Source organism: Methanobrevibacter sp. (genome assembly GCF_045120835.1).
Lineage (GTDB): Archaea > Methanobacteriota > Methanobacteria > Methanobacteriales > Methanobacteriaceae > Methanocatella.
On record NZ_JBGVFE010000011.1, the window covers coordinates 1 to 23,581 of the forward strand.

Annotated in this window: 17 protein-coding genes; 15 read left to right on the forward strand and 2 right to left on the reverse strand. The window is 32.4% G+C overall.

What is annotated here, in order from left to right; genetic code table 11:
- The 11 genes from ACJMLO_RS01070 to ACJMLO_RS01120 form a co-directional block, all read left to right on the forward strand.
- Window positions 1–2,340: Ig-like domain repeat protein (locus tag ACJMLO_RS01070; RefSeq protein ID WP_405293060.1), on the forward strand; the 2,340-nt coding region annotated here is incomplete at its 5' end.
- Window positions 2,341–2,614: 274 nt separating this feature from the next.
- On the forward strand, window positions 2,615–3,205 hold the full coding sequence (locus tag ACJMLO_RS01075) for a DUF366 family protein (protein ID WP_405293062.1): 591 nt from the start codon (window positions 2,615–2,617) through the stop codon (window positions 3,203–3,205).
- Window positions 3,205–3,720: a 6-pyruvoyl trahydropterin synthase family protein gene (locus ACJMLO_RS01080; protein ID WP_405293064.1), complete on the forward strand. Its 516-nt coding sequence runs from the start codon at window positions 3,205–3,207 to the stop codon at window positions 3,718–3,720. The genes ACJMLO_RS01075 and ACJMLO_RS01080 overlap by 1 nt, the downstream gene beginning before the upstream one ends.
- A complete protein-coding gene (locus ACJMLO_RS01085; protein ID WP_405293066.1) occupies window positions 3,720–4,418 on the forward strand; it encodes a 7-carboxy-7-deazaguanine synthase QueE in 699 nt (232 codons plus the stop codon). Before ACJMLO_RS01080 ends, ACJMLO_RS01085 begins: the two co-directional genes overlap by 1 nt.
- Window positions 4,419–4,480: 62 nt before the next feature.
- A complete protein-coding gene (locus ACJMLO_RS01090; protein ID WP_405293068.1) occupies window positions 4,481–5,419 on the forward strand; it encodes a CBS domain-containing protein in 939 nt (312 codons plus the stop codon).
- Window positions 5,420–5,440: 21 nt separating this feature from the next.
- Window positions 5,441–6,241: a CBS domain-containing protein gene (locus ACJMLO_RS01095; RefSeq protein WP_405293070.1), complete on the forward strand. Its 801-nt coding sequence runs from the start codon at window positions 5,441–5,443 to the stop codon at window positions 6,239–6,241.
- A gap of 34 nt (window positions 6,242–6,275) precedes the next feature.
- A complete protein-coding gene (gene pheA / locus ACJMLO_RS01100; protein ID WP_405293149.1) occupies window positions 6,276–7,079 on the forward strand; it encodes a prephenate dehydratase in 804 nt (267 codons plus the stop codon).
- Between the two features lie 61 nt (window positions 7,080–7,140).
- The gene (locus ACJMLO_RS01105) at window positions 7,141–7,863 is read left to right on the forward strand and encodes an endoglucanase (RefSeq protein ID WP_405293072.1); all 723 of its coding nucleotides are present in this window, start codon (window positions 7,141–7,143) and stop codon (window positions 7,861–7,863) included.
- Window positions 7,864–7,874: 11 nt separating this feature from the next.
- Entirely contained in the window at window positions 7,875–8,420 is a 546-nt protein-coding gene (locus ACJMLO_RS01110) for a hypothetical protein (RefSeq protein WP_405293074.1), read from the forward strand.
- Between the two features lie 10 nt (window positions 8,421–8,430).
- The gene (locus tag ACJMLO_RS01115) at window positions 8,431–8,943 is read left to right on the forward strand and encodes a flavoprotein (protein ID WP_405293076.1); all 513 of its coding nucleotides are present in this window, start codon (window positions 8,431–8,433) and stop codon (window positions 8,941–8,943) included.
- 22 nt (window positions 8,944–8,965) lie between these two features.
- Window positions 8,966–9,589 (forward strand): phosphopantothenoylcysteine decarboxylase, encoded by a 624-nt coding sequence (locus ACJMLO_RS01120; RefSeq protein ID WP_405293078.1) that lies wholly within the window; start codon window positions 8,966–8,968, stop codon window positions 9,587–9,589.
- Window positions 9,590–10,726: 1,137 nt separating this feature from the next.
- Here ACJMLO_RS01120 and ACJMLO_RS01125 read toward each other — a convergent pair.
- Window positions 10,727–14,824, reverse strand: a complete 4,098-nt coding sequence (locus ACJMLO_RS01125) for a C1 family peptidase (protein WP_405293080.1) — start codon at window positions 14,822–14,824, stop codon at window positions 10,727–10,729.
- Window positions 14,825–15,600: 776 nt separating this feature from the next.
- Between ACJMLO_RS01125 and ACJMLO_RS01130 the strand changes: the two genes are divergently transcribed.
- Window positions 15,601–15,735 (forward strand): hypothetical protein, encoded by a 135-nt coding sequence (locus tag ACJMLO_RS01130; protein ID WP_405293082.1) that lies wholly within the window; start codon window positions 15,601–15,603, stop codon window positions 15,733–15,735.
- Window positions 15,736–15,776: 41 nt separating this feature from the next.
- Here the strand turns inward: ACJMLO_RS01130 and ACJMLO_RS01135 are convergent, their stop codons facing one another.
- The gene (locus ACJMLO_RS01135; protein ID WP_405293084.1) at window positions 15,777–20,324 is read right to left on the reverse strand and encodes a hypothetical protein; all 4,548 of its coding nucleotides are present in this window, start codon (window positions 20,322–20,324) and stop codon (window positions 15,777–15,779) included.
- A gap of 820 nt (window positions 20,325–21,144) precedes the next feature.
- Here ACJMLO_RS01135 and ACJMLO_RS01140 point away from each other — a divergent pair.
- The 3 genes from ACJMLO_RS01140 (at window position 21,145) to ACJMLO_RS01150 (ending at window position 23,577) form a co-directional block, all read left to right on the forward strand.
- Window positions 21,145–21,447: a hypothetical protein gene (locus ACJMLO_RS01140; RefSeq protein WP_405293086.1), complete on the forward strand. Its 303-nt coding sequence runs from the start codon at window positions 21,145–21,147 to the stop codon at window positions 21,445–21,447.
- Between the two features lie 93 nt (window positions 21,448–21,540).
- Entirely contained in the window at window positions 21,541–22,374 is an 834-nt protein-coding gene (locus ACJMLO_RS01145) for a transporter substrate-binding domain-containing protein (RefSeq protein WP_405293088.1), read from the forward strand.
- A 129-nt stretch (window positions 22,375–22,503) separates the two neighbouring features.
- Window positions 22,504–23,577 carry a LytS/YhcK type 5TM receptor domain-containing protein gene (locus ACJMLO_RS01150; RefSeq protein WP_405293089.1) on the forward strand — a complete coding sequence of 358 codons (1,074 nt, stop codon included), beginning with the start codon at window positions 22,504–22,506 and terminating at the stop codon, window positions 23,575–23,577.
- Window positions 23,578–23,581 lie beyond the last annotated feature (4 nt).

Below are 23,581 nucleotides of genomic sequence, written 5' to 3' on the forward strand. Positions count from 1 at the left end.
GTATCCAATTCAACTGTAGGTGCAATCGAATACATTAACGTAACCGTACCTAATGATGCAACTGGATATGTATTGCTTGTCGTTGGCGAATCAACCTACAGCTCAAATGTAGTTGGTGGTGTTGCAAGATTCAATGTAGCCGGTTTATTGGTAGGTAACTACACTGCATATGCAACTTATGTCGGTGATGATAACTACACATCTAATCATACTCAGGCGGACTTCACAGTATCTATGATTAAAACAGCAATTAGCATTTCAGCTAACAGTATTTATGTAGGTATGGATGAAGTATTAACATTTGAAATATCCGAAAACATTACTGCATTAGTACATATCGAAATCGATGGAGTTAACAGGACTGCTTATCTTGAAGAAGGTAAAGGAACATTGGTCATTAACAATTTAACTGCTAAAACATACACAGTTACCATTTACTATGATGGTGACCATATATACATGGCAAGTAAGAATTATACCAGTTTCGTCGTTAATCCTAAGAAATCTTCAGCTGTAACTGTTAATGTAACTGACATTACCGTTGGTGATGTCGCTGTGATTAAAGTTAATGTTACTAAAAACGCTACTGGTAATGTAACTCTCTTGATTGCTGGAGATAAGTACTCACAAAAAGTAGATGATGAGGGTATTGCTGTATTCAACATACCTGACTTGGCTGCTCGTAAGTATCATATTACCGTAGAATATGAGGGTGACACTTATTACGCTGAAAGTTCTGCTGAAGCTAACTTCACTGTCAATAAGATTTCAACCGGCGTTGACGCAAATGTCACTGACATCGTTGTCGGAAACACTGAAGTGATTACAGTTACTGTAACTAATGCTACAACCGGTCGTGTATTGATCAACATTAGTGGAACCTGCTACTACTCAGAAGTTAAAGATGGCAAGGCTACTTTCAATGTTGATGGTTTGAAAGTCGGCAAATATGAAGCTAAAGTGATTTATGAGGGTAATGAAAAATACAATGAAAGTTATGCTTCAAAATCATTCACTGTACATCCTGAAATTACTCTTGAAGTTGGTACAAACGATGGTAATACAACTCCAATCACTGTAAAAGTTTCAGAAAATGCTACTGGTAATGTAACTATAACTGTTGATGGTAAAAACTACACTGCTGAAGTGGTTAATGGAACTGCTACTGTAAATGTGACTAATGCTAAACCTGGTAAACAGAATATGACTGTAACTTATGATGATGGTACAGGTAATCCTACTGTTCAAAACAAAACAGTTGACATTCCTAAAGTTACAGGCCATACATTAACTGCTGAAGTAACAAACGTCAATAAGACTGATGGAACCGCTACAGTAGTTGTAAAAGGTCCTGCAGATGCAGAAGGTAATGTAACTGTAACTGTTGGAAATCAAACATTTACTGCACCAATGCAAAATGGTACTGCAGTAGTTGAATTAACCGATATTCCTGTAGGATCACATGATGTTGATGTAAGCTATGGTGGTGATGACAAGTATGAGGCTGTTTCAAATAGAACCCATGTCAACATGCCTATAAATCTTCCAACAATCAATGTGATTGACCATTTAGTAAGAGGTTGGAACAGTCAATTTGACTATGAAGCAGTATTTACAAATGAGTTTGGTGAGGTATTGGTCAATACAGATGTCACATTCATCGTAAACGGCAAATCCTACACTGTAAAAACTGAAACACATGGTATTGCTAGATTATCCGAAACATTGCCTGTCGGCAACTACACAATCACTTCAATCAATCCGGTAACCGGAGAGCAAGTTACTAAAACTCTTGAAATTGTTCCTAGATTAGTCAACAATAAAGATTTAACAATGGACTTTGCTGACGGATCTCACTGGGATGTTTTAGTGATTGGAGATGAAGGTAAGCCTGTGGGTGCTGGTGAAATTATTGACATTTATGTCAACACTATCCACTATGTGGCTGTCACTGATGCAAATGGTATTGCTAAATTGAAAATCAATTTAAACCCTTCATCTTTCAAAATCTCAGCATATTATAAAAACTATAATGTTTCAAATGACCTTGTGGTAAAACAGACTCTTAAACTGGTTAAAAAGACTGTTAAAGCTAAAGCTGGTAAGAAATTTGCCCTTAAAGCTAAACTCAAATGGTCCAACGGAAAAGCCATTAGCGGTAAGAAGATTGTATTCAAGTTTAAAGGCAAAAAATACACTGCTAAAACCAATTCAAAAGGAATTGCTAAAGTAGTCATTAAAAAGAAAGTTGCTAAAAAACTCAAGAAAGGTAAGAAGTATAAATTCACTGCTACTTACATTTCAAATACAGTCAAAGGAAAAGTTAAAGTAAAAAAATAGGGAATAAAAACACATTCCCCTATTTTTAATTTTTTTATTTTTTTCAACATACGTTTTAATCAAATGAAGCTATTTTTATTATGCACTTTATCTAATTAGAGTTCAAAATTATTGACCGTACTTACAGTATTCTGACTTCAACTCATTTTTCACTGAAAACTTATTCATGTCATATCCATTATTCACTCTAAACTTGCTTCTTTTTAGAGATTAGATTACTTTATAATGGCGGACATACAAATATTAATTCTGAACAAAAAATGTAGGTTTTATTATGACTATTACTCATAAGCACGTTGATGAAATTTTTGAATATGATGGAAGCCAAATTAATCCCTCCTGGGCATTTCAGGAATTTGGAATTTACGGTTCATCAATTGTAACATGGATCGGTCCGGTAAACATCACTCCGGATAATTTGAAGGATTTTGCTGATGTCGGTCTTGAAATCAAGTCAAATTATATGGTAAACTTTATTTGTGAATTCTTTGATCAACAGCCTACAAACATGAGGGTGGCTTATTTGCGTCAAAGGCTTTTGGTAATGATTTTTAGAGAAATCCTTACGGAATATGGTGTCATAACAACCCGTGAGGGCGATGATATTTTTGTAGATGGCAGAAAATTGTCCATCTCAATAGCAAGCGTTTCCCTAAGCTCAGCAAAAATTCATTTTGCACTCAATCTCGAGGATAAGGGAACACCGGATGACGTAAAAACAATAGGTTTATATGACATTAGGGTCAATAATCAACAAGTATTCAACAAGAATAATTTATTGGAATTAATTAATAAAACAGTTATCAGATTCATTGATGAGATTGAAACAATCGAAAAGGACATTAGCAAAACAAAGGTGTTATAATGAAAATTTTAGTTAATGGTATTCAGTCAAATTTAAGATTCTCTTCAGCTCATGTCATTCCGGGCCACGAATCCTGCGGTTATATACACGGCCATTCCTACTTTGTGGATGTCGAAATTGAAGGTGAAAGGGCAGGCGATTTTGAGTTTGTTGTTGATTTTAAGGATGTCAAAGGTTATACCAAGGCAATTTGTGATGAACTGGATCATAGATTGCTGATTCCAGTTTATAATGATTTAATTGAATTTAAGGATTTCGACAAGAAAACAGATTCAATTTTCAATTTAAAAAAACAGCATACAGTTCATTTTAAAATCGATGGTAAGGGCTATTCGTTGCCCGGTGTAGATTGCGTATTCCTGCCTCTTCCCTACACTTCTGCTGAGGAATTGTCAAAGTTTTTTGCAGAAACTCTGGCCAAAAAGTTATCAGAAAATTATGATAATCTAGAATATGTTGCAGTTTGTGTGAACGAAGGAATTGGACAGGGCGCTGAGTTCAGGAAAGAGTTATGATGAAAGCTCCAATCATTGAAATATTTTCATCGTTTCAAGGTGAAGGTCTTTTAATAGGTGAAAGACAAATTTTTGTAAGATTTGCCGGTTGCAATCTAAATTGCAACTATTGCGACACCAATGATAGTAAATCCGCAAAATCAGGAACTTTAATGACTCCAGAAGAAGTCACAAAAGAAATTGAAAAACTTATCACTCCTGATTGTAAAACTATTTCATTTACTGGAGGTGAACCGAGCCTATATCCTGAATTCATTTCAGAGGTATCTGAAAATTTTAATTTAAAGATTATGCTTGAAACAAATGGAACTTTACCGGAGAATATTGATTTAATTAAAAAATTGGACATTGTTTCTTTGGATATAAAGTTACCGGAGCATTTTGATGGTGATTTTGATAATTCCATTTTTATAAATGAGATTAAATCACTAAATTTATTAATAATCAAATCTATAAATGTATATTGTAAAGTAGTTATATTGCCATCAACAAAAATAAAGTCATTTAAAGAGGTAGTTGAAAAATTATCGAAAAATATTTCAAACAAAAGCAACCTTAAAATAATTATCCAACCTTCCAGTCCTTTGGAAGAATGGAAAGACATTAATTTTAAATTATTTGAGTTTTCCGAAGTTGTTGGGCAATATTTTGAAGTTTCCACCATTCCTCAAATCCATAAAATTTTGGATGTCGAGTGAATTTTGTTTTTAAATATTTTGATTTTATTTAATTGATAGCAATTGTAAATAGAGGTGTGAAAATGAAAGATAAAACATCTATTAACAGAAAATCAAACACAGGTGCAGTTGAACGTGAAACAAAAGTTCATGATAGAGAAGGAGACATCATGGCTATTGCAACTAGAGATGTAGTTTCAATTCCTCCTTCAAAAAGTATTAAGGATACTGCTAAAGTAATGATGGAACATGAATTTAGAAGATTACCAATTGCTGATCCTGGTTCTGGAAAATTATTGGGTATTGTAACAGTAATGGACATATTAGATTTCTTTGGTGGAGGAAAAAAATTCAACATTATTGAGAAAAAATACGAAGATAACTTCCTGGCTGCTATTAATGAACCAGTCAAAGAAATCATGACTCGTGATTTAACCACCTTATCTAACAAAGCATCTATTGGCGAAACTATTGATGTAATGTTGGCTAATCAATTAGGTGCTATACCTCTTGTCGATGGAGATGGAAAACTTGCAGGTATCGTAACTGAAAGAGATATCGCTTTATCACTTGCAGGCGTTGCAGGCAAGGATATTGTACAGGATTATATGAGTCCTAAAGTTTTCACTACAACTCCTGGAACACCATTGGAAAGCGCATGTAAAATCATGGTTAGGAATGGTTTGAGAAGAATTCCTATCGTTGGTGGTGAAGCAGACATATCCAAAGCAGCTAAAAAATTATTAGGTATCTTAACTTCAACTGATGTTATAAGATTTTTAAATGCAAAAGAATTATTTGATAATTTAAATTCCAATTTAGCAAGTGATGTTCTTGAAAAAACAAAAATCTCTGATATTATGGCTAAAGACCCAATAACAGTCGAACCGACCATGACTGTTGGAGATTTATGTGAGCTCTTCTCCGAAAAGAATATTGGAGGAGTTCCAGTTGTTAAAGACAATGATGTAATTGGAATTATTACTGAAAGAGATATTTTAAACGCAGTTAAAAGATATTAAACACATATGGGAGATGATAATATGCAAATTAAGAATTTGATGTCTGAGGATATTATTACCATAGACAAAGATCAAAATCTTTCTGATGCTTTGAAATTATTGCGTAAACACAACGTTTCACGTTTGCCGGTAACCAATAATAAAGAATTAGTGGGCATTATTTCCGAAAGGGATATCGCTAATAAACTTGGTTCTTCAAAATATGAAAGCATGCCTGCATCAAGACTTCATATTTCATCCGTAATGGTTAAAGATGTATTTACAGTTCCTCAAACAATGCAATTAGATGAAGTAGCAAGTCTGATGTTAGAAAAAGGCATTGGGTCTGTTCCAGTCATGGATGATGAAAAAATGGTTGGAATCGTTTCTAAAGCAGATTTTGTTACTCTTGCTGTAGGAATTGCTTTTGATAAAATTACTGTTAAAGAAATCATGAAAAAAGATTTAACAGTGGTTTCACCAACTGAAAGACTCGTTCATGCTAGAAGGCTCATGATTGAAGCTCATGTTGGCAGATTGCCAGTTGTAGATGAAGACAGGTTAATTGGTATGGTAACTTCTAAGGATTTGATGAGGGCATTCATAGACTTTAGAAAAAAAGTGCCTGAGAAGTATCAAAAATCTCAAATTAAAGAGGTTTTAGTAGAGGATATCATGTCTTCCAATCCAACATACACTTCAAAAGATACTACAATCTCTGAAGTAGCTAAAATCATGATGGACACCGGTTACAATGGTTTGCCGGTTGTTGAAGGTGAAGAAGTCGTTGGTATTATAACACAAACAGATATTTTAAGACTAATTGAAAAATTAGAATCTTAAATATCAACTTTTTTTTATTTTTTTGGTGATTAGAATTACATTAATATCATTTTTAGGTCCAAAAGGAACATTCACCCATGAAGCAGCCAATATGATTGGAGATGAATTAATTCCATACTGCACCATTCCTGCGGTATTGGAAAGTGTTGCCAATAATGAAGTGGATTTTGGTGTTGTTCCAATTGAAAACTCAATTGAGGGGCCGGTTGGAATTACTTTGGATTCTCTGGCACACAAGTTTGATTTAAGGATTTATCAGGAAATCATAATTCCAATTAATCAGAATTTAATAGTCAATCCGGGAACTCAAATGGAAGATATTGAGGATGTTTATTCCCATGCACAGGCCATTGCGCAATGTCAGGAGTTCATATCTCAAAGTAAAATTCAGCCCCATTATGCGGTAAGCACTGCTAATGCTGCCAAAAATATAATTGGGGATAAATCGAAAGCCGCTATCGGAAATTCAAAGGCGGCAGAATTATATGATTTGGAAATTCTTCAACGCAATATTCAGGACACAGACAATAATGAAACCAGATTCATTGTTGTTTCGAATGAAAATCATGAACCCACTGAAACGGACAAGACTTCCATTATCTTTTCCATCTATGAAGATCGCCCTGGAGGGTTATATAAAATTTTAGGAATTTTTCAAAAAAATAATGTCAATTTAACAAAAATTGAGTCAAGACCATCTAAAAAGGGTTTAGGCAAATATTTGTTTTTCATAGACTTTGAAGGCCATCTTGACGATGAATTAGTTAAAAATATCATTAAAGAGATTGATGAAAATACTTATTTTTTAAAAGTTTTGGGTTCCTATCCTCATTTTTAGGTAACATTTAAATTAATGTTTGAATATAATTTACATTATAATAATTTCAGGGAGGGTAGGCATGTCAGATGAAAGAGATAAACTTCTTCAGATTATGAACAGTTTGGAAGCAGATTATAAGTCTGGTAAGATTTCTGTTGAGAAATATCGTTATTTTCGTTCTAAATATGAAGATAAGCTGAATTCTATTGATGCAATGGAAGCCACCAAACGAATTAGGTCTATGCAAGGTAAACCGACCACTTCCAAAACTAAAAAAAGAAGTAAAAAACCTACCAGAAATAAGAAAAAAGAACAACAAGATTTAGTTCAAAAATATATTATAAATCCTAAAAAAGAAGATGCCACCTACAATAAAAAACAAAAATCATCAGGCGGTGGAGCATTTAGACTAATTGCAATTCTTGTACTTGTCATTGCATTTACTGCAGGTGTTGCTTATGGTATTTTTAATCTGGATACTGGACCGGTAGCCGATACTAATGTGGTTGCCATTGTTGAAGACACAGCATTCCCTGAAATTAAGGCTGTAGTCAATACTACAACTTTCAACTATACTTCTGACAACAATCAGACAGATTCCCTTACTACTGATGATGATAATGATGTGGAAACCATAACGGAAACCACTACGGAAACTACAACTGAAACCACAACGGATGACTCAAGCAGTTCTTCAAGCGACTCAAGCAGTTCGTCAAGTGACTCAAGTAGTTCGTCCAGTGATTCTGGCAGTTCTTCGGACTCTGGCAGTTCTTCGGACTCGGGGGAAAGTAATGAATAAAGGGTGATATTATGAAGGCTAAAATCATAACAGGAAGTATAATAGCAATTATTCTTATATTATTTTTAGTTTCAAGCATTAGTGCACAGGATAATCCTGAAGAGGAAACCACTATTCAAACCCTTTCCAAAGGAGGTTTGGTCATTAATTACCCTTCAGATTGGGGCTATTCCCAGGCCAATTCAAATTATTCCATAATGTCAATTTCCAAATTGGATTCAATTGATGCTGCAGGAATTGGTCAGGTCAATATCAACTTTGAAAAAAAGCCAGTTGAAGGTGACTTCTACACCTTTGTCAATACTACCTATAAATCCATGCAATATGATTCCAATTTCCAGTTGGTTTCTGCCGGAGAGTCTGTAATTGCAGATAGGCAAGCATTGGAATATGTCTACACTTCCAATGATGATAATGGTGTTGAAAGGGAACACAAGGCGGTTTGGTTTGAAAAAGGTGGTCAGGCTTATGTCCTATTATATAGTGCACCTTTGGATCAGTTCGAGTCAAATTTATATGTCTTTGATTATATTTTATCAGATATCAAAATTACATAAGGTGTTTTAAATGATTATTTTATGTGTTACTGGCAGTATTGCAGCTACTGAATCCATTAAACTGGCACGTGAACTTAGAAGAAACGGTGCTGATGTAAAGTGTTTTATGAGTGAAGCTGCGTGTGAAATCATTCATCCTAATGCAATGGAATTTGCAACAGGCCAGGAAGTGGTCACCAAACTGACAGGCAAAATAGAGCATGTAAAATATTCTCAGGAAGATTTGATTCTTGTTGCTCCGGCTACTGCAAATACAATCTCTAAATTTGCTCATAAAATCGCCGATAATCCAATTTCCACTCTTTTGATTACTGCACAGGGACACAATACTCCAATCATCTTTGTTCCTTCAATGCATGACTCAATGTATAGGGCCATTAAGGGTAATATCGATTTAATTAAGAATGAAAAATCAGCATCCTTTATAAAACCTAGAATGGATGAAGGTAAGGCGAAATTCCCTTCAAAAGAGGACATTGTTCTTGAATCATTGAGAACAATAAATTTAAATAAAAAGGATTGATATTATTAAAGGCAAAAAGATTTTGATTAGTCTTGGCGGGACCTATGAACCAATAGATTCCGTAAGGGGAATTACCAATAAGTCTTCCGGTAAAATGGGATTGGCTCTTGCTCGTGAAGCATACATCAGGGGAGCTGATTTGACCTTGATTGTTGCTAATGTCAGCGTTGAAATTCCCTCTGTTTTTAATGTTGTTCGTGTAGAGACCGGCAAGCAAATGAATGATGCTGTTCTGGAAAATATTCCTGACTGTGATATATTTATTTCCGCAGCAGCAGTTTCCGATTTTGAATTTAAAGATAAATCTGATAAGAAAATTGATTCTTCAAGTTCTTTATTTTTGAATTTAAAGCCGACCACAAAAATTATTCGCCAAATTAAAAAGATCAATCCGGACATATTTTTGGTTGGATTCAAGGCGGAATTCAATATCTCAAGACAGGAGATAATTGACTGTGCCCGCAAACAGATTGTTGATGCGGGAACCGATTTGGTTATAGCCAATGACATTTCAAAGGAGAACTGTCAGTTCGGATCTGATAACAATGAGGTTTTGATAGTTGGCGATGAAGTTTTAACAATTCCTTTGGCCTCAAAAAGAGAGGTTGCAAAAAGCATTTTTGATGTAATTTCTACAAAGATATGAGTTCATCTATATGTTGGAGTTATTAAATATTATTTTTTCTATTCGCTTTCTGCATATTTAATCAATGGTAATTATTTTTAATATTTTTCATATTAATTGTGATTTAATCCATCGTATTTTTCAGATTATTGAAGTAAATTCATGTCCTCTTTGGAGTTATGAATGATGTGTGGGGGTAAAACTGAACTGCATTGTGGGAGGTTCATTTCCAATATATTTTTGAAAATTAATTTTGTTTTTTGAATGTAATTTTTTCTTTGGGGTAATTCTAACTTCATGGGTTGAGTTTGAAGTAAATAATTTTTTGATAAAATCGATAAATCTATGGGTGATTATAAGCCTAATGTAGTAATACTTTTTAGATTAAAAACATTAAATCAATCTTTGAAAAAAAGTTTTTTTAAAATGAGTTTTATTTAAAAATAAGTTCATGCCTTTAGGATTCAGTTAAATGGAGTGATAAATAGAGTGAATGAGCCTAAAGGACTTTTAAATGAACTTTTATTTTATTTGCATTAGCATATATTATATTTAATTTTATAGTATAAAAAGCTATCTAAGTAATACTTTTTGGCGAATTTTGTAGTAATTTTTTAATTTTCTCAGAGCTATTTTTTAGCTGATTATCACTCAAAAATTGGGTGATTTTATACAAAGATTTTTCTTGTATTGACAATGCATTATTGCCTATTTTGTGGTGGTGTTGTTTTAGGTTTTGGTTATTTTTAAATAATTTATCTTAATATTTCTTTTGATATTGGGTGGATTTTGATTTGGAATTTAATATGGTTTGGGTTTTGAATGTTTGTGATGTTGCATCATTGATTATTTGTTATTGTTGATAAAATTTTTGAATGTTTTTCATCATGCAATTTCTAATGTTCTGATATTTATTGGAGTATCAGGTGTTTACTTTTTTGGATATTGATTGATATCATTTCTTTTTTATAATTCCATAAAAATTTAAATCTATATGAATCTTTTAATTTTTATTTAAACATTAAAAATTTATTTTTTTTTTACAGATTCTTAAAATCTTATCTATCTTGTCAAAATCATCATCAGAGATGTGATAAAATTTTAAAGATTATTGATCGATATAATTGAAAAAAAGAATATGGTAGATGCGTGTTGCATCTATCTGATTTTAATTTTAATTTTTTTGGTTGCTTTATTGTAGTAGTCGTTTCCTTTATATTTGATAACTGCTTTGTAAGTTCCTTTTTTAGTTAATTTGGTAATTTTAAAGGTTGCTTTGCCTTTACTGTTGGTTTTGGCAGTATATGTTTTACCTTTAAATTTTAAGGTAACTTTTGTTTTTTTCATGGCTTTGTTTTTGCTGTTTTTCAGGGTTATTGTGTATTTTTTGGTTTTTGTTGTTCTTTTGAATGTTTTTGCTTTTGCTGTTATTTTTGTTTTCTCCTTTTTGATTGTAATTTTTACAGTTTTGATTATTGGACTGTAATTACTGTTTTCAATTTTAATAACCATCTTCTTTGTACCAGCTTTTGCAATTTTTAGGGTTTTTGCAGTTAATTTTATTGATGCAATTCCATTTTTTATGGTGGAAGTTCCAATGTTTTTGCCGTTTAATGTAAATGTTACTTTATTGTTGTTAGTTACCTCTACGAAACTCACTTTGTATGTTCCGCCATAGTTGATGACAAATGCAGTATTTTTTGCATTAATTGTAATGTCTTTTTTATTTACAGTGAAATTAACAGGGATTTCCGCTCTTGTAATTTTATCGTCAGTGTATGTAATATTTGCATTATATCTTCCAGCATCTAAGTTAGAAATAACAAGTGTTGCGATTCCGTCTTTTACATCAGCATCATATTCAACACCCTTAACATTAACAACAACTTTTCCACTGTTCAATGAGGATATAACACTACTGGTTACTTGAACTTTAATGTTGATGTCATTGCCGTAAGCAACATCTTCAGCTTCAAGAATTGTCATGCTTATTGTATCAGTTACCAATGGAATATCACTTGAAACATTATTTAAAGTTATTTTGGCACCTGTGTTAACATCAATGCAATTTTCACCATTGCCTATGAATTCTGAATTGCATATAATAATATCGGTTTCAGTTTTAATTGCACTACCTCCAGTTGCATTATTGTTAGTGAATTTGGAGTTGTCTATGGTTGTTTTACCATTATTGTATATTGCTCCGCCATAACTGGCATTACCATTCTTGAAATTAATATTTTTCAGGGTTACATTGTTTGATGTAATGTTGAATATTCTTGCAAGTCCTGCTCCGTCGATGGTGTGACCTTTCCCATCAATTGTGAAATTTTCTTTGCTGATTATGATTCCATCTATAAATCCTTCATCGATATCTGTATATGTATAATCATTTGTTAATTCAAGATAATTCTCATGGTTTTCGATTTGATGTGAAAGCATCATAAATGATTCATTGTTAAGCACTGTGAATGCTTTGATGCATGCTACCTGTAAGGTGTTTTCTCCTTCGTTATTCCAGTTATAATCATAGAGGTCAGTCCAGTTTTTACCGTCAAAGCTTATAAATGAGATGTTTTCGCTGTAAAATTTATTGACGTATATTGTCCCTTCACAGATGGGGACGCTGGCATTATTGTGATTGATTTGGAATTCTATTTCAAATACATCACCAATTTCCAATGGGATGACCTTTCCGAGTTCAATTGTCCAGTATCCAGATTTTGAAAATCCTGATTTACTTAATTTTAAAGCATTGTTGACATAAACTGATAAATTCCAAAAGCTATCTTCCTTGAAATATGTGGATACTCCTGCTAAAAGTTCATTGTTGGTTGCATTGAATCTGTTTTTATACCATACTGTATCATTTGGGGTATTGATGAAATCAGTTTGTGCCTGGTCGTACTGATAATTTTTCTCGTATTTTATTGTACTGTTGAATATGATTACGGATGCGCCTAAAAAGTCTGATTTTGAAGGGCAGGAGGTATCATAATATGAAACATAGAAATAGCCGTCTTCTCCCCACTCAGAGCCCCAACTGTTTTTACAAATCCATGCTCCCAATCCTGGAGCATTAGGTATTTCCATTGTGTCATTCCAACCTACAATAACAATTTCATGATTGGAATAAATGGATTCATTGTAATACTGCTTAACAGAATTTGTTGAATAGATGGCGGATACTACTCCTCCATATTTCATTATCGCTTTTTTGATTTCATCATTATCTGTGAAGTTATCTCTTTTAATGTTTAGAATATTCTGGACGTGAAATACACTATCAAACAAATTTGAATATCGACTAATCTCTATATACGGATCATCATCTTCCAAAACGGGACCTAACCAGCTTACAAGGTAACCTATGTGTGTATATGAATATCCTCCATAATTTGGTTCATAAATCCAGCCGAATGGTGATGTGTTACTTGCAATGTTTTTCATGTTGTTTTCTGAAAGGTCCAGTAATAAATTATGTGCTTTTAAAACATTTGACTCCAATCCTCCAATTGCTGCAAAAGCCCAGCAGTTACCCTCATCCATCTGGTCCTTAACGGGAGTGGTCTGATTTAAGTCAACTAAATTGTAATACTGGGGGATGTAATCAGTATCAGTATAATTGCCTATGAAAAATGTGTAATTTCTGCTGATAATTATTAGATTATCCTTATCATATGAAATGTAATTGACATATATGGTTTTATTTTCTTTCGCTGAATTATTCTCATAATTATTTTTTGAAAAATCTTGAGTTGAATTGCAAACGATATAAATTGTGCTGCCATAACCGTTGGCAGTATTGTTCTTGAAGGTATTGTTTTCAATTAGTACGTTTTGCATATCTGTTAGATATATGGCAGATCCAAAATTACCAGTATTTGAGGAAAAAAGTGAGTTTATTAACTTTAAATCACCCTTTTGGTGGAAATAAGCTCCAATGAAGCTTGATGAATTTGTTATAGTCAGATTATTGAATGTTGAATTACAATTGTTGATTAATATTCCTGCTCCATATTTTGATTTAGCATTAACTATTGATAAATTAAATCCATTGAATGAATCTGAATCGCTACAATATATTGCTCCGCCTTTTAATGTTGAAGAGCAATTTATAAACTCAGTTGAGGTGATTTTTATTTGAGAAGGATCTTTAAATAAATTTTCAAATAATATTGCACCTCCCCTATCGGCTTGGGAATTATAAAACTTACAATCGTTGATATTGATGTTTCCGCAAGAGATATAAATGGACCCTCCAGTTTGCTTTGCTTTTGAATCATAAAAGGTACAATTGTCAACGGTGAAATTAAAAAGGTCGTAAGTTGTATAATATATTGATCCGCCCCTTCTTCCGGCAGAATTGTTTATAAATTCACAATTGGATATGTAAAGATTTCCGCTACGCATATATATGGACCCATAACTAGATGTGCCCGTATTGTTAATGAATTCACAACCATCAATTGAAGCGTCAGCCTTATTTACACGAATACAAGGGGTGCTTTTTGAGGTATTGTTCACGAATTTGGAATTGATTATATTGATTGGCGATTTTTCACAGGTCAATACTCCTGAAGGAGATCCAATTTTGTTGTTAATAAATTCGCAGTTGGAAATGTTGAGCTTTGATTCGGATGCATAAATTATTCCATAAGTTATATATTCATCTGATTTGACATTTTCGTTGTCAATGATTTTTGAGTCTTTAATATTCACTGTGCTGTAATATACTTCTAGGATGCCTGCATCTAAAATGGTGTTATTGTAAAATGTACAATTCACCAGATTTATATTGCTGCTGTCACTATAGCCGTTGTAAATCATTCCTGTTGGGAAGTCTTCAGAATACTTATATTTGAAATCTTTGAAAATGACATTCGAGGAGGTCAGGTTTTCGGGAGCGTAGATTTTGATGTTTTTCAAGGTAAGATTGTTGAACGATACAAATTCGGTTATATAGATAGTGCTTCCGTTACCGTTGATGATGGTTTTTGATGTGTCTTCACCAATAAATGTAATGTTTCTGTGTTCGTATTCCTGTTTATAGTCATATTCCCCATCTGTCAAGTAAATGATTGAATCATTTTTAAGGTCATTGTCTGTCAATTCATTGTGGGGAGCATCAACAGATGTGATGTCTTCAGTGTTGTCAACATTTAGAATAATATTGTCAGAAATTGTATTTCTGCTGTCTATTTCGATTAAATCAGTATTATTATCACTTGCGCTTGTTGTAGGGATAATAAACAATAAAAATATTAGAAGCGTTATAAGAAAATATTTATTTTTTAACATAATTTCACATTTCCACAATATTATGTAGTTATTCTTAATATTTATTATATTGGGGTATAATAGTTGAATTAAGTTGCACTGTGATGAATAAAAACTATTAGAAAGTGATGTTGCAAAAGTTTGATATATTTTGATAAGTATCTAAGTAATACTTTCTGACGGATTTTGTAGTAATTTTTTAATTTTCTCAGAGTTATTTTTTAGTTGTTTATCACTCGAAAATCAAGTGATTTTTTTCAAAAATTTTTCTTGTATTGACAATGCATTATTGCCTTTTTTGTACTGGTCTTGTTTTAGGATTGGGTTATTTTTAAAAAATTTATCTTAATATTTCTTTTGATATTAAGTGGATTTTGATTTTGGATTTAATATGGTTCGGGTTTTGAATGGTTGTATTGTTGCATCACTGATTATTTGTTATAGTTGATAAAATTTTTGAATGTTTTTCATCATGTAATTTCGATGGTGTTGATATTAATTGGAGTATCTGTGGTATACATTTTGAGTTATTGATTAATGTTCTTTCTTTTTTCCAAGATCATGAAAAATTAAATCTATATGAACTTTTTGATTTTTATTTAAAATTTAAAAATTTGTTTGTTTTTCTTTAGATTTAATGTATGTTGTTACTTTTGGAATTACTTGTTCTTTTGATGGTGTTTCTATTTTTGGCATAGATTAATTTTTAAAATTGGCCAATTTTAATTACAATAGGTGGCTATGTTTCCCTTTTGACTGACACAATCTCTTTAAAAGACATCCGTGATGAAGACACAAAACAAGATATCAAAGACCAATTGAACATTATTTCCATAAAAGAAAATTGTCTACAATCAAAATTGGAAGATTTGCAACAGATGATTTGATGTTAATGTTAAAAAAAGAAAGAAAGTAGATGGAATTTCATCTACTTAATTTTGATATTAACTTTTTTAGTTACTTTGTTGTAGTAACTGTTTCCATTATATTTGATAATTGCTTTGAAAGTTCCTTTTTTAGTTAATTTGGTAATTTTAAAGGTTGCTTTTCCTTTGCTGTTGGTTTTGGCAGTATATGTTTTACCTTTAACTTTTAAAGTAACTTTTGTTTTTTTCATGGCTTTGTTTTTGTTGGTTTTTAATGTTATGCTGTATTTTTTGGTTTTAACTGATTTCTTAAATGATTTCACTTTCGCAGTCAATTTTGGAGTAGCTTTTTTAACAGTTACTTTGACAGAATTGCTTGAAGCACTGTAGTTGGCATCTCCTGCAAAATTGATTGATGCAGTATATGCTTTTGGAGCTAAACTGGAGATATCAACTGAAACCTGTCCTTTGGAATTGGTTTTCAATGTTTTTGAAATCTTGCCCACTTTAACTGTCACTTTTTTGTTCGCTAAAACTCCATTGGAATCTTTAAGTGTAACGACAAGTTTTTTAGCCAAATTATATGTGGCAGTTACACTTGATGCAGTTAATTGTGTTTTTATTTTGGTAACACTAATATTTTGAACAATAGCAGACATTACATGGTTTTTATCAGGAATTGCTGAAACAACCAATTTATAATCTCCAATGCTTAAACCGGAAATGGTGATGACATTATTTTCAGAAATATTAACAACTGCTTCATCATGATATGGAACAAAAGCCAAATCAATTTTGATAATGCCATTAAGAATAGGATTAATAACAATGTCCTTACCATACTCAAATGCAGTTACAGGGATGATTAGTGTTGGATTTGCCTTATTTACAGTTATTTTAACAATACTGCTTACAGACTCATGGGCGCTGTCTGGAATGGTTGTGATATTTAAGCTATAATTTCCAGCATCTAAATTTGAAACAAAAATTTGATTGCCGCTGATAACTACAAAAGCATCTGAACAATTTACAACATTCGCATTAAATCCAGTAGCTCCATTTACTGTAACTGTTGTAGTGCCAAATAATCCGTAATCAAAAACAATATCTGATGCATTGATTGTTGATTTTACTTTAGTAACAGTGCTGTTAATGCCCTGATTATCGGTTATGTTGATGTTTGGACATACAGTGAATATTTCGACCGGACCTAAATTATTGAACACATATTCAGCCACATATCCACTTATTTCTAAATTGAATTCCGCCTCAACCAAAGTGCCGTTTACATTGAAGTATACGTAATATCCTTCTTCAATCAGATTTCCATTGTCATCAGTAATAAAAGCAAATAACCTGGTTTTAACCCCATAAACGAAAGGTGTACGTGATATGACTATTGCAGTGCATGGAGAGGTAATGTTTCCACCATAATTGTGGATTTCACTGGATTGAACATTTATAGTGTTGTTATGCAGGTATAAAATTCCGTAATTGTTGTCAACTGTTTTTCCTTTAAGACAATCGCTTTCAAATATTGAATTGGACAATGTTAAAGTAGAAAATATTGCATTGCGTATTGTGCATCCTGAATCTGCAGAACTGTCAATGAACTGGCAATTGTCAACAGTCAGATTACCTGCATTCAGTATTGCTGAAACGAAATCTGTTGCGACATTACTGATGAAATCTGATTCATTAATCAAAGCATTGCCACAGGATACATATACCGCTCCAACTTCGGGTGCATTATTTCTTTCAAATTTTGATTTAATAATGGTTGCTTTGTTAGAGTAAGTAAATATTGCACCACAATCATCTAAAGCAGTATTGTTGACAAATTCAGATTCAAATATGGACAATTCTTCTCCTTCAAAAAATAGGGCACCTCCAGTAACATCTGCAGTGTTATTGATGAATTTTGAATTTAATACTGTTAGTTTACTCTCTTCAGAGTATATGGCACCACCATCTTGGGAAGCGATGTTATTAGTAAAATTACAATTTTCTACAGTACCTGTACCATTAAAGAAAATTGCTCCACCAAATTCCGCACTATTGTTTTTAAAGAGTATGTTTTTAATAACTCCGGATTTAGCGGCTATTGCCCCACCATAAATAGCATTATTATCAATGAATGCTCCGTTAAATTCTGAATTTTCGATGCTTTCGAAGAAATTGATTCCGGCTCCATATGATGCTTTGTTGTTGTTGAAATTGCTGTTGAATGTAATGTTTTGTGGGGTTTGTCTGTAGTTTATTGCTCCACCATGTTTAACGGCGGTGTTGTTGATGAAGTCACATGTAAATATGCAGTTGCTTGATATGCCTGTGAAGGTTATTGCTCCACCGTTACCGCTGCCATCTTCGGAGCTTATTCCCCAGGCAGTGTTGTTGATGAATGATCCTGTGAAGTTATTGCCGTTTGTGGCTCCATAGAAAACTATTGCGCCTCCAGATGAATTAACTATATTTGATTTGAATTCACTGTTGAATTTGTTATTGTTTGCTTTATTGTAGAAGAAGATTGCTCCACCTTGATTTGCATAGTTGGCTGTGAAGATGCCTTCGAATTGATTGTTTTCAGCGAGATTGCGGAAGAATATGGCTCCACCGCTGGCTTTGTTTGCTATGTTATTATTAAATTCAGCGGAAATTATGTTATTGGATGCTTTAGCTTGGAAAACTATGGCTCCTCCAATTCTTTCTGCCTCATTACCTTCAAAATAACCATTAATTGTAACATTATCAGTTTCATTGTTAAAGAATATTGCTCCGCCTCGAAATGCATTATTATTGATGAATTTGGAATTGATTTTACAATTAGAAACGGAAGCATTAATATAAATTGCACCACCATTTACAGTTGCAATATTCCTTATAAATTGACTTTCATTGAATCTATTGGAAATAAAAGATCTATAAGTACCTATTGCGCCTCCATTATCACCTGCGGTGTTTTTGATGAAGGAACAGTTTTCAAATACATTGGATACAATATTTCCTTTGTAGTATATTGCTCCACCATCGTTGATGGCTGTGTTGTTGTCAAATGAACATTTCTCAAATGTGTTGCTTTTGGATTGGCCATATCCGTTTAATGCTCCGCCTTTGGATGCGATGTTGCTAGTGAAATTAACATTAACATATGTATTATCATTATTTACATTATTGTCAGTGTTTATTGCTCCTCCGCCATTTTTAGCACTGTTTTTATAGAATGTAACGTTGTTGAAACTTGTTTTGGAGGTTTCTCCATGGAAATTAATTGCTCCACCGTCTGCACCTTTTGCTTTGTTGTTTGTAAAAGTCAAGTTTTCAAACAGACTTTCGCTGGAACTTCCACGAATATAAACTGCACCACCATTGCTGGCAGCAACATTGTCTATAAAATCAGTATTAGCAATGGCATTTTTGGTAAATTTATCATAAACATATAAAGCACCACCATTTGCTGTTGCATTATTGTTAATGAATGAATCATTATAGAATCTATTGTAATTGAAAGCCATATTGGTGTTTATTGCTCCACCATTGCTTGCAGTGTTTTTGATGAATGAACAGCTTTCAAAGATATTGTATTGTATGTTTCTTTTGTAATATATTGCTCCGCCATTATTGGTGGCTGAGTTGTCGGTAAATGAACATCCTTTGAATGAGTTGCCATGTGATTGACCATATCCGTTTAATGCTCCACCTTTGGATGCGGTGTTGCTAGTGAAATTAACATTAACATATGTATTATCATCATTTACATTTTGATCAGTGTTTATTGCTCCTCCGCCATTTTTAGCACTGTTTTTGTAGAATGTGATGTTGTTAAACCTTGTGTTTTTTAGCTCCCAATGGAAATTAATTGCTCCACCGTCTGCGCCTTTTGCCTTGTTGTTTGTAAAAGTCAAGTTTTCAAACAGACTTTTGCTGGTACTGTTGAAAATATAGGCTGCACCACCATTTTTATCAGCGGCATTGTTTGTAAATTCCGTATTTTTAATGGTACTGCTGGTAAAAGCGCCATTAACATATAATGCACCACCATTTTTAGTAGCAGCATTGTTTATAAATTTACAGTTGTCAATGACTACATTTGAAACGTCATTATTGAATATGATGGCTCCACCCAAATCAGATTTACCGTTTAAAAATGTAATGTTGTTTAGAACAATATTGCTGGAAGCATTTATGTTGAATATTCTGGATTTTTCCAAACCGTTAATTGTAAAACCATTACCATTGATAGTAATGGCATTATTTATGATTATTTCTTCATCTGTTCCATTGTAAGTATAATCATTTGTTAAATTAATCGCACCACCTTCTCCGGCAGCATTGATTTTAATCTGCAAATCCTTGAAAGTCCCGTTATCTTTTGCATTTAAAATTTCTCCGTTTGAAGATGAAATTACATCATTTTCTCCATTTGTCAATATCTCTTCAGTATTTATATCTTTGTCTTGTGCTACTATTTCATCAACATTTATGCCAGTATCTTGTGATATTATTTCGGCAGTTGCATTGTTGTCTGCTGCACTTATACAAGATAAACTGATTAAAGCAAATAAAATTATAGTAGCAATTATAAGTTTATGCTTAATAAAAATTCCTCCCATTTGTATAAAAACTTTATATTAATTATATATTGTGTCTAAATATTTATATAATTTTATAAAATTATTTTTAACATAACTATGGGGGGATGTGATATTGATTAATAGAGTAGATTGCAAAAGCTTGATATATTTTGAGAAGTATCTAAGTAATACTTTTCAGCGATTTTTGTAGTAATTTTTTACTTTTCTTAGAAGTATTTTTTAGCTCATTATCACTCAAAAATTAGGTGGTTTTTTCAAAGATGTTTCTTACATTGATAAGGCATTATTGTCTTTTTCGTGGGGGTGTTGTTTTAGGTTTTGCTTATTTTAAAAAAATTTTCAGTCATTCTCTTTTAATATCTCTTGAATTTTTATTTTGAATTTCATATGTTTCTGGTTCGGATAATTTTTATTTTAAAATTATTGATTGTGAATTTTATTTAATAACTTTTTGGAATATTTTAAATTAAGTAATTTATAATGTGGCAATATTAATTTGTGCATTGTGAGGATATCTTTTTAAGAATTGAAGGAGGTTATTTCTTTTTGGCAATGTTGTGAAAAATTAAATCAATATGAGTCTTTTGATTTTTATTTAGTATTGAAAAATTTAATTGTTTCTTGTTAGATTTAATGCATGTAGTTGATTTTGATATTGATGGTTCTTTTGAATGTTGTTGCTTGTCAATAATCTAATTATTGTTAAAATCTTTAAAAAATAACCAATAATAGTGAAAAATTATTCCGCTATTGAATAATGCATGTTATGACAAATGTTTAATTATTAGATAATAATTTAAATGAGTATGTATAAATTTAATTAGTAGGAGGTAAGGTTATGGTAAAAATGGAAATTGAATTAACAGATGAGCAATTTGAAAGAGTTGAAATTTTAAAATCAAAAGGTGTTGATGTTGGTCAGGCAATTGATCTTCTTTTTGGAATTCAAGGTGAAATTATCTCTCAAGTTGAAGAACAAAAAAATGAAGAGATTTTATTAGAAAAAATATCTGATGCCGGTTTTGATGCGGAAATAAAACAGCAATTGCTGAAAAAAAATTATCAGGAAGATAAAACCTCCGACAGATTAATACAAGACACCAAACAAAAGGTAAAATGGTCTAAATTTTTCAAATTATAGATTTCAACCGCCAATATTTATAATTTAACAGTCTAAATTGTTATATTATAATATGGGGAAATTAATAGTTACTATATTATTTTAGGGATTTTTATGAAAAAAATATTATTAATTTTAACAGTAATTCTTGCAGCTTTATTAATGATTGGTAGTGCAAGTGCAGAAGGGTTCTTTGATATTTTTGGAGATAATGCATCCGATAATGTAAATAATGAAACTACTTTTGTTGTCGGATTCAATGCAGAATTTCCACCATTCACCTACAAAGATGATGATGGAAACTATACTGGTTTTGACTTGGAATTGGCCGAAGAAGTAGCTCATAGAAATAATTGGACTTTTGTAGCCCAACCGATTATTGATTGGAACACTAAGGAAGTGGAGCTCAATTCCAATGCTGTCGATTGTATTTGGAGTGAATTCACAATTGACGGAAGAGAAAACGATTATACATGGTCCGACCCTTACTTTAACAATTCACAGGTAATAATTGTAAAAAATGATTCTGGAATAAGCACTCCCGGTGATTTGAAAGGTAAAAATGTTGAAGTTCAGGAAGGAAGTTCAGCATTGCAGTGTCTGAATGAAAAAAATGAAAGTCTGAAAAACTCTTTTGCCCAGTTAACCGAAATAAGAGAGTACAATACCGGATTCATGAATTTGGAATCAGGCGTTTGTGATGCGATTATAGCAGATGTTGGAATTGCAGATTACCATCTCAAAGAAAATTTTGCCAACAGTAATCTCAAAATCCTTGATGAACCATTATCCTATGAACAGTATGGAATCGGATTTAAAAAAGGAAACGATGATTTAAAAGATCAAGTTCAAAAAACTTTAGATGAAATGTTTAAAGATGGAACCGTTGATGAAATCGCTAAAAAGTATGAGGATTACAACATCCCTGAAGGATTAATCCATAAATGAATTATGGTGTGAAATGATTCCATTGTTGAACCTCTCCGACCTGTAGAGGTCGGAGTATTCTTTCACATATTAGATAAATCAATTTAATTCCCATTGAACAATGAATAAGATATACTTGTTGGAAGTTCTATGATTGACAGATTAAAAAATAACCTGCGCAATGATAAAAAAATAGCACTCTTATTGACAGTACTGTTTATATTCAACATACTTCTTTTCATTAACCTATTTGAATATATGACTATTGAAAAACATGTAGATATTTCAATATTGCATGAAGTAGGCACAATTATCTCAGCAATTATCATTTTAGGATTTATTTCAACTCGACTTCCAAAACTTAAAGAAATTACTGACGGATCCATTTATGAAATCGCTTATCTGGTAATTATCGGTTTGCTGAGTATTACAGTTTCTTATTTTAACAAATCTGCCAATGGGGAGTCTTTATGGGCTCCATTTTTAGAGATGTTTCGGATGCTATCTGTTATATTGATTTTAACATTTATAGCTGCCAAATCCAAAAGTTTCAAAGCTACTGTTAAGGGCAAAATTTCAAGAAAAACAATAATATGGCAAATCATCATATTTTCAGTCCTTGGAATTTTGTCATCATATTTCACTTTAAACGTTAACGGAATCCCTGCCAATGCAAGAAGCTTGGTTGTGATGATTTCAGCATTATTCGGAGGGCCTTATGTTGGAATTCCTGTCGGACTCATATCTGGTGTTTGGAGATACTTCCTCGGAGGACCCACTGCACTTCCATGTGCCGTTGCAACAATCCTATGTGGTATTATAGGTGGATTAATCTATAAATGGAGTAATGGACGATTTTTAAATCCATTCAACGGTGCGCTAATGATGCTTCTCTATAGTGGATTTGACATGTTTATAATATCAGTTTTAAGTTCCGGAGGACAGGGATTAATCATTGCCAATGCGCTTTATGCCCCAATGACTTTTACTGCCGTGCTTGGGATAGTATTGTTTTCCATGTTTTTAATTGAGAAAAAAGATGAAGTTTCAACAGAACTTGAAAAGGAAATTCAGGAAAACACACAAAACATTTCAACAAATAATGATATCATTGATGTGCATACCGATAGAATAATTGAGTTATCGCAGGAATTAGAGGAATATAAAAATAAAACTCTTCGTTTAGAAAAGGAACTGCAAGAAATTAAAAATGATAAAAAATAAATGA

Coding starts and splice junctions, on each gene's coding strand:
- ACJMLO_RS01150 (WP_405293089.1), top strand. CDS start 22,504: ATGATTGACAGATTAAAAAATAACCTGCGCAATGATAAAAAAATAGCA.
- ACJMLO_RS01135 (WP_405293084.1), bottom strand. CDS start 20,324: ATGGGAGGAATTTTTATTAAGCATAAACTTATAATTGCTACTATAATT.
- ACJMLO_RS01140 (WP_405293086.1), top strand. CDS start 21,145: ATGGTAAAAATGGAAATTGAATTAACAGATGAGCAATTTGAAAGAGTT.
- ACJMLO_RS01115 (WP_405293076.1), top strand. CDS start 8,431: ATGATTATTTTATGTGTTACTGGCAGTATTGCAGCTACTGAATCCATT.
- ACJMLO_RS01090 (WP_405293068.1), top strand. CDS start 4,481: ATGAAAGATAAAACATCTATTAACAGAAAATCAAACACAGGTGCAGTT.
- ACJMLO_RS01085 (WP_405293066.1), top strand. CDS start 3,720: ATGAAAGCTCCAATCATTGAAATATTTTCATCGTTTCAAGGTGAAGGT.
- ACJMLO_RS01145 (WP_405293088.1), top strand. CDS start 21,541: ATGAAAAAAATATTATTAATTTTAACAGTAATTCTTGCAGCTTTATTA.
- ACJMLO_RS01080 (WP_405293064.1), top strand. CDS start 3,205: ATGAAAATTTTAGTTAATGGTATTCAGTCAAATTTAAGATTCTCTTCA.
- ACJMLO_RS01075 (WP_405293062.1), top strand. CDS start 2,615: ATGACTATTACTCATAAGCACGTTGATGAAATTTTTGAATATGATGGA.
- ACJMLO_RS01105 (WP_405293072.1), top strand. CDS start 7,141: ATGTCAGATGAAAGAGATAAACTTCTTCAGATTATGAACAGTTTGGAA.
- ACJMLO_RS01110 (WP_405293074.1), top strand. CDS start 7,875: ATGAAGGCTAAAATCATAACAGGAAGTATAATAGCAATTATTCTTATA.
- ACJMLO_RS01095 (WP_405293070.1), top strand. CDS start 5,441: ATGCAAATTAAGAATTTGATGTCTGAGGATATTATTACCATAGACAAA.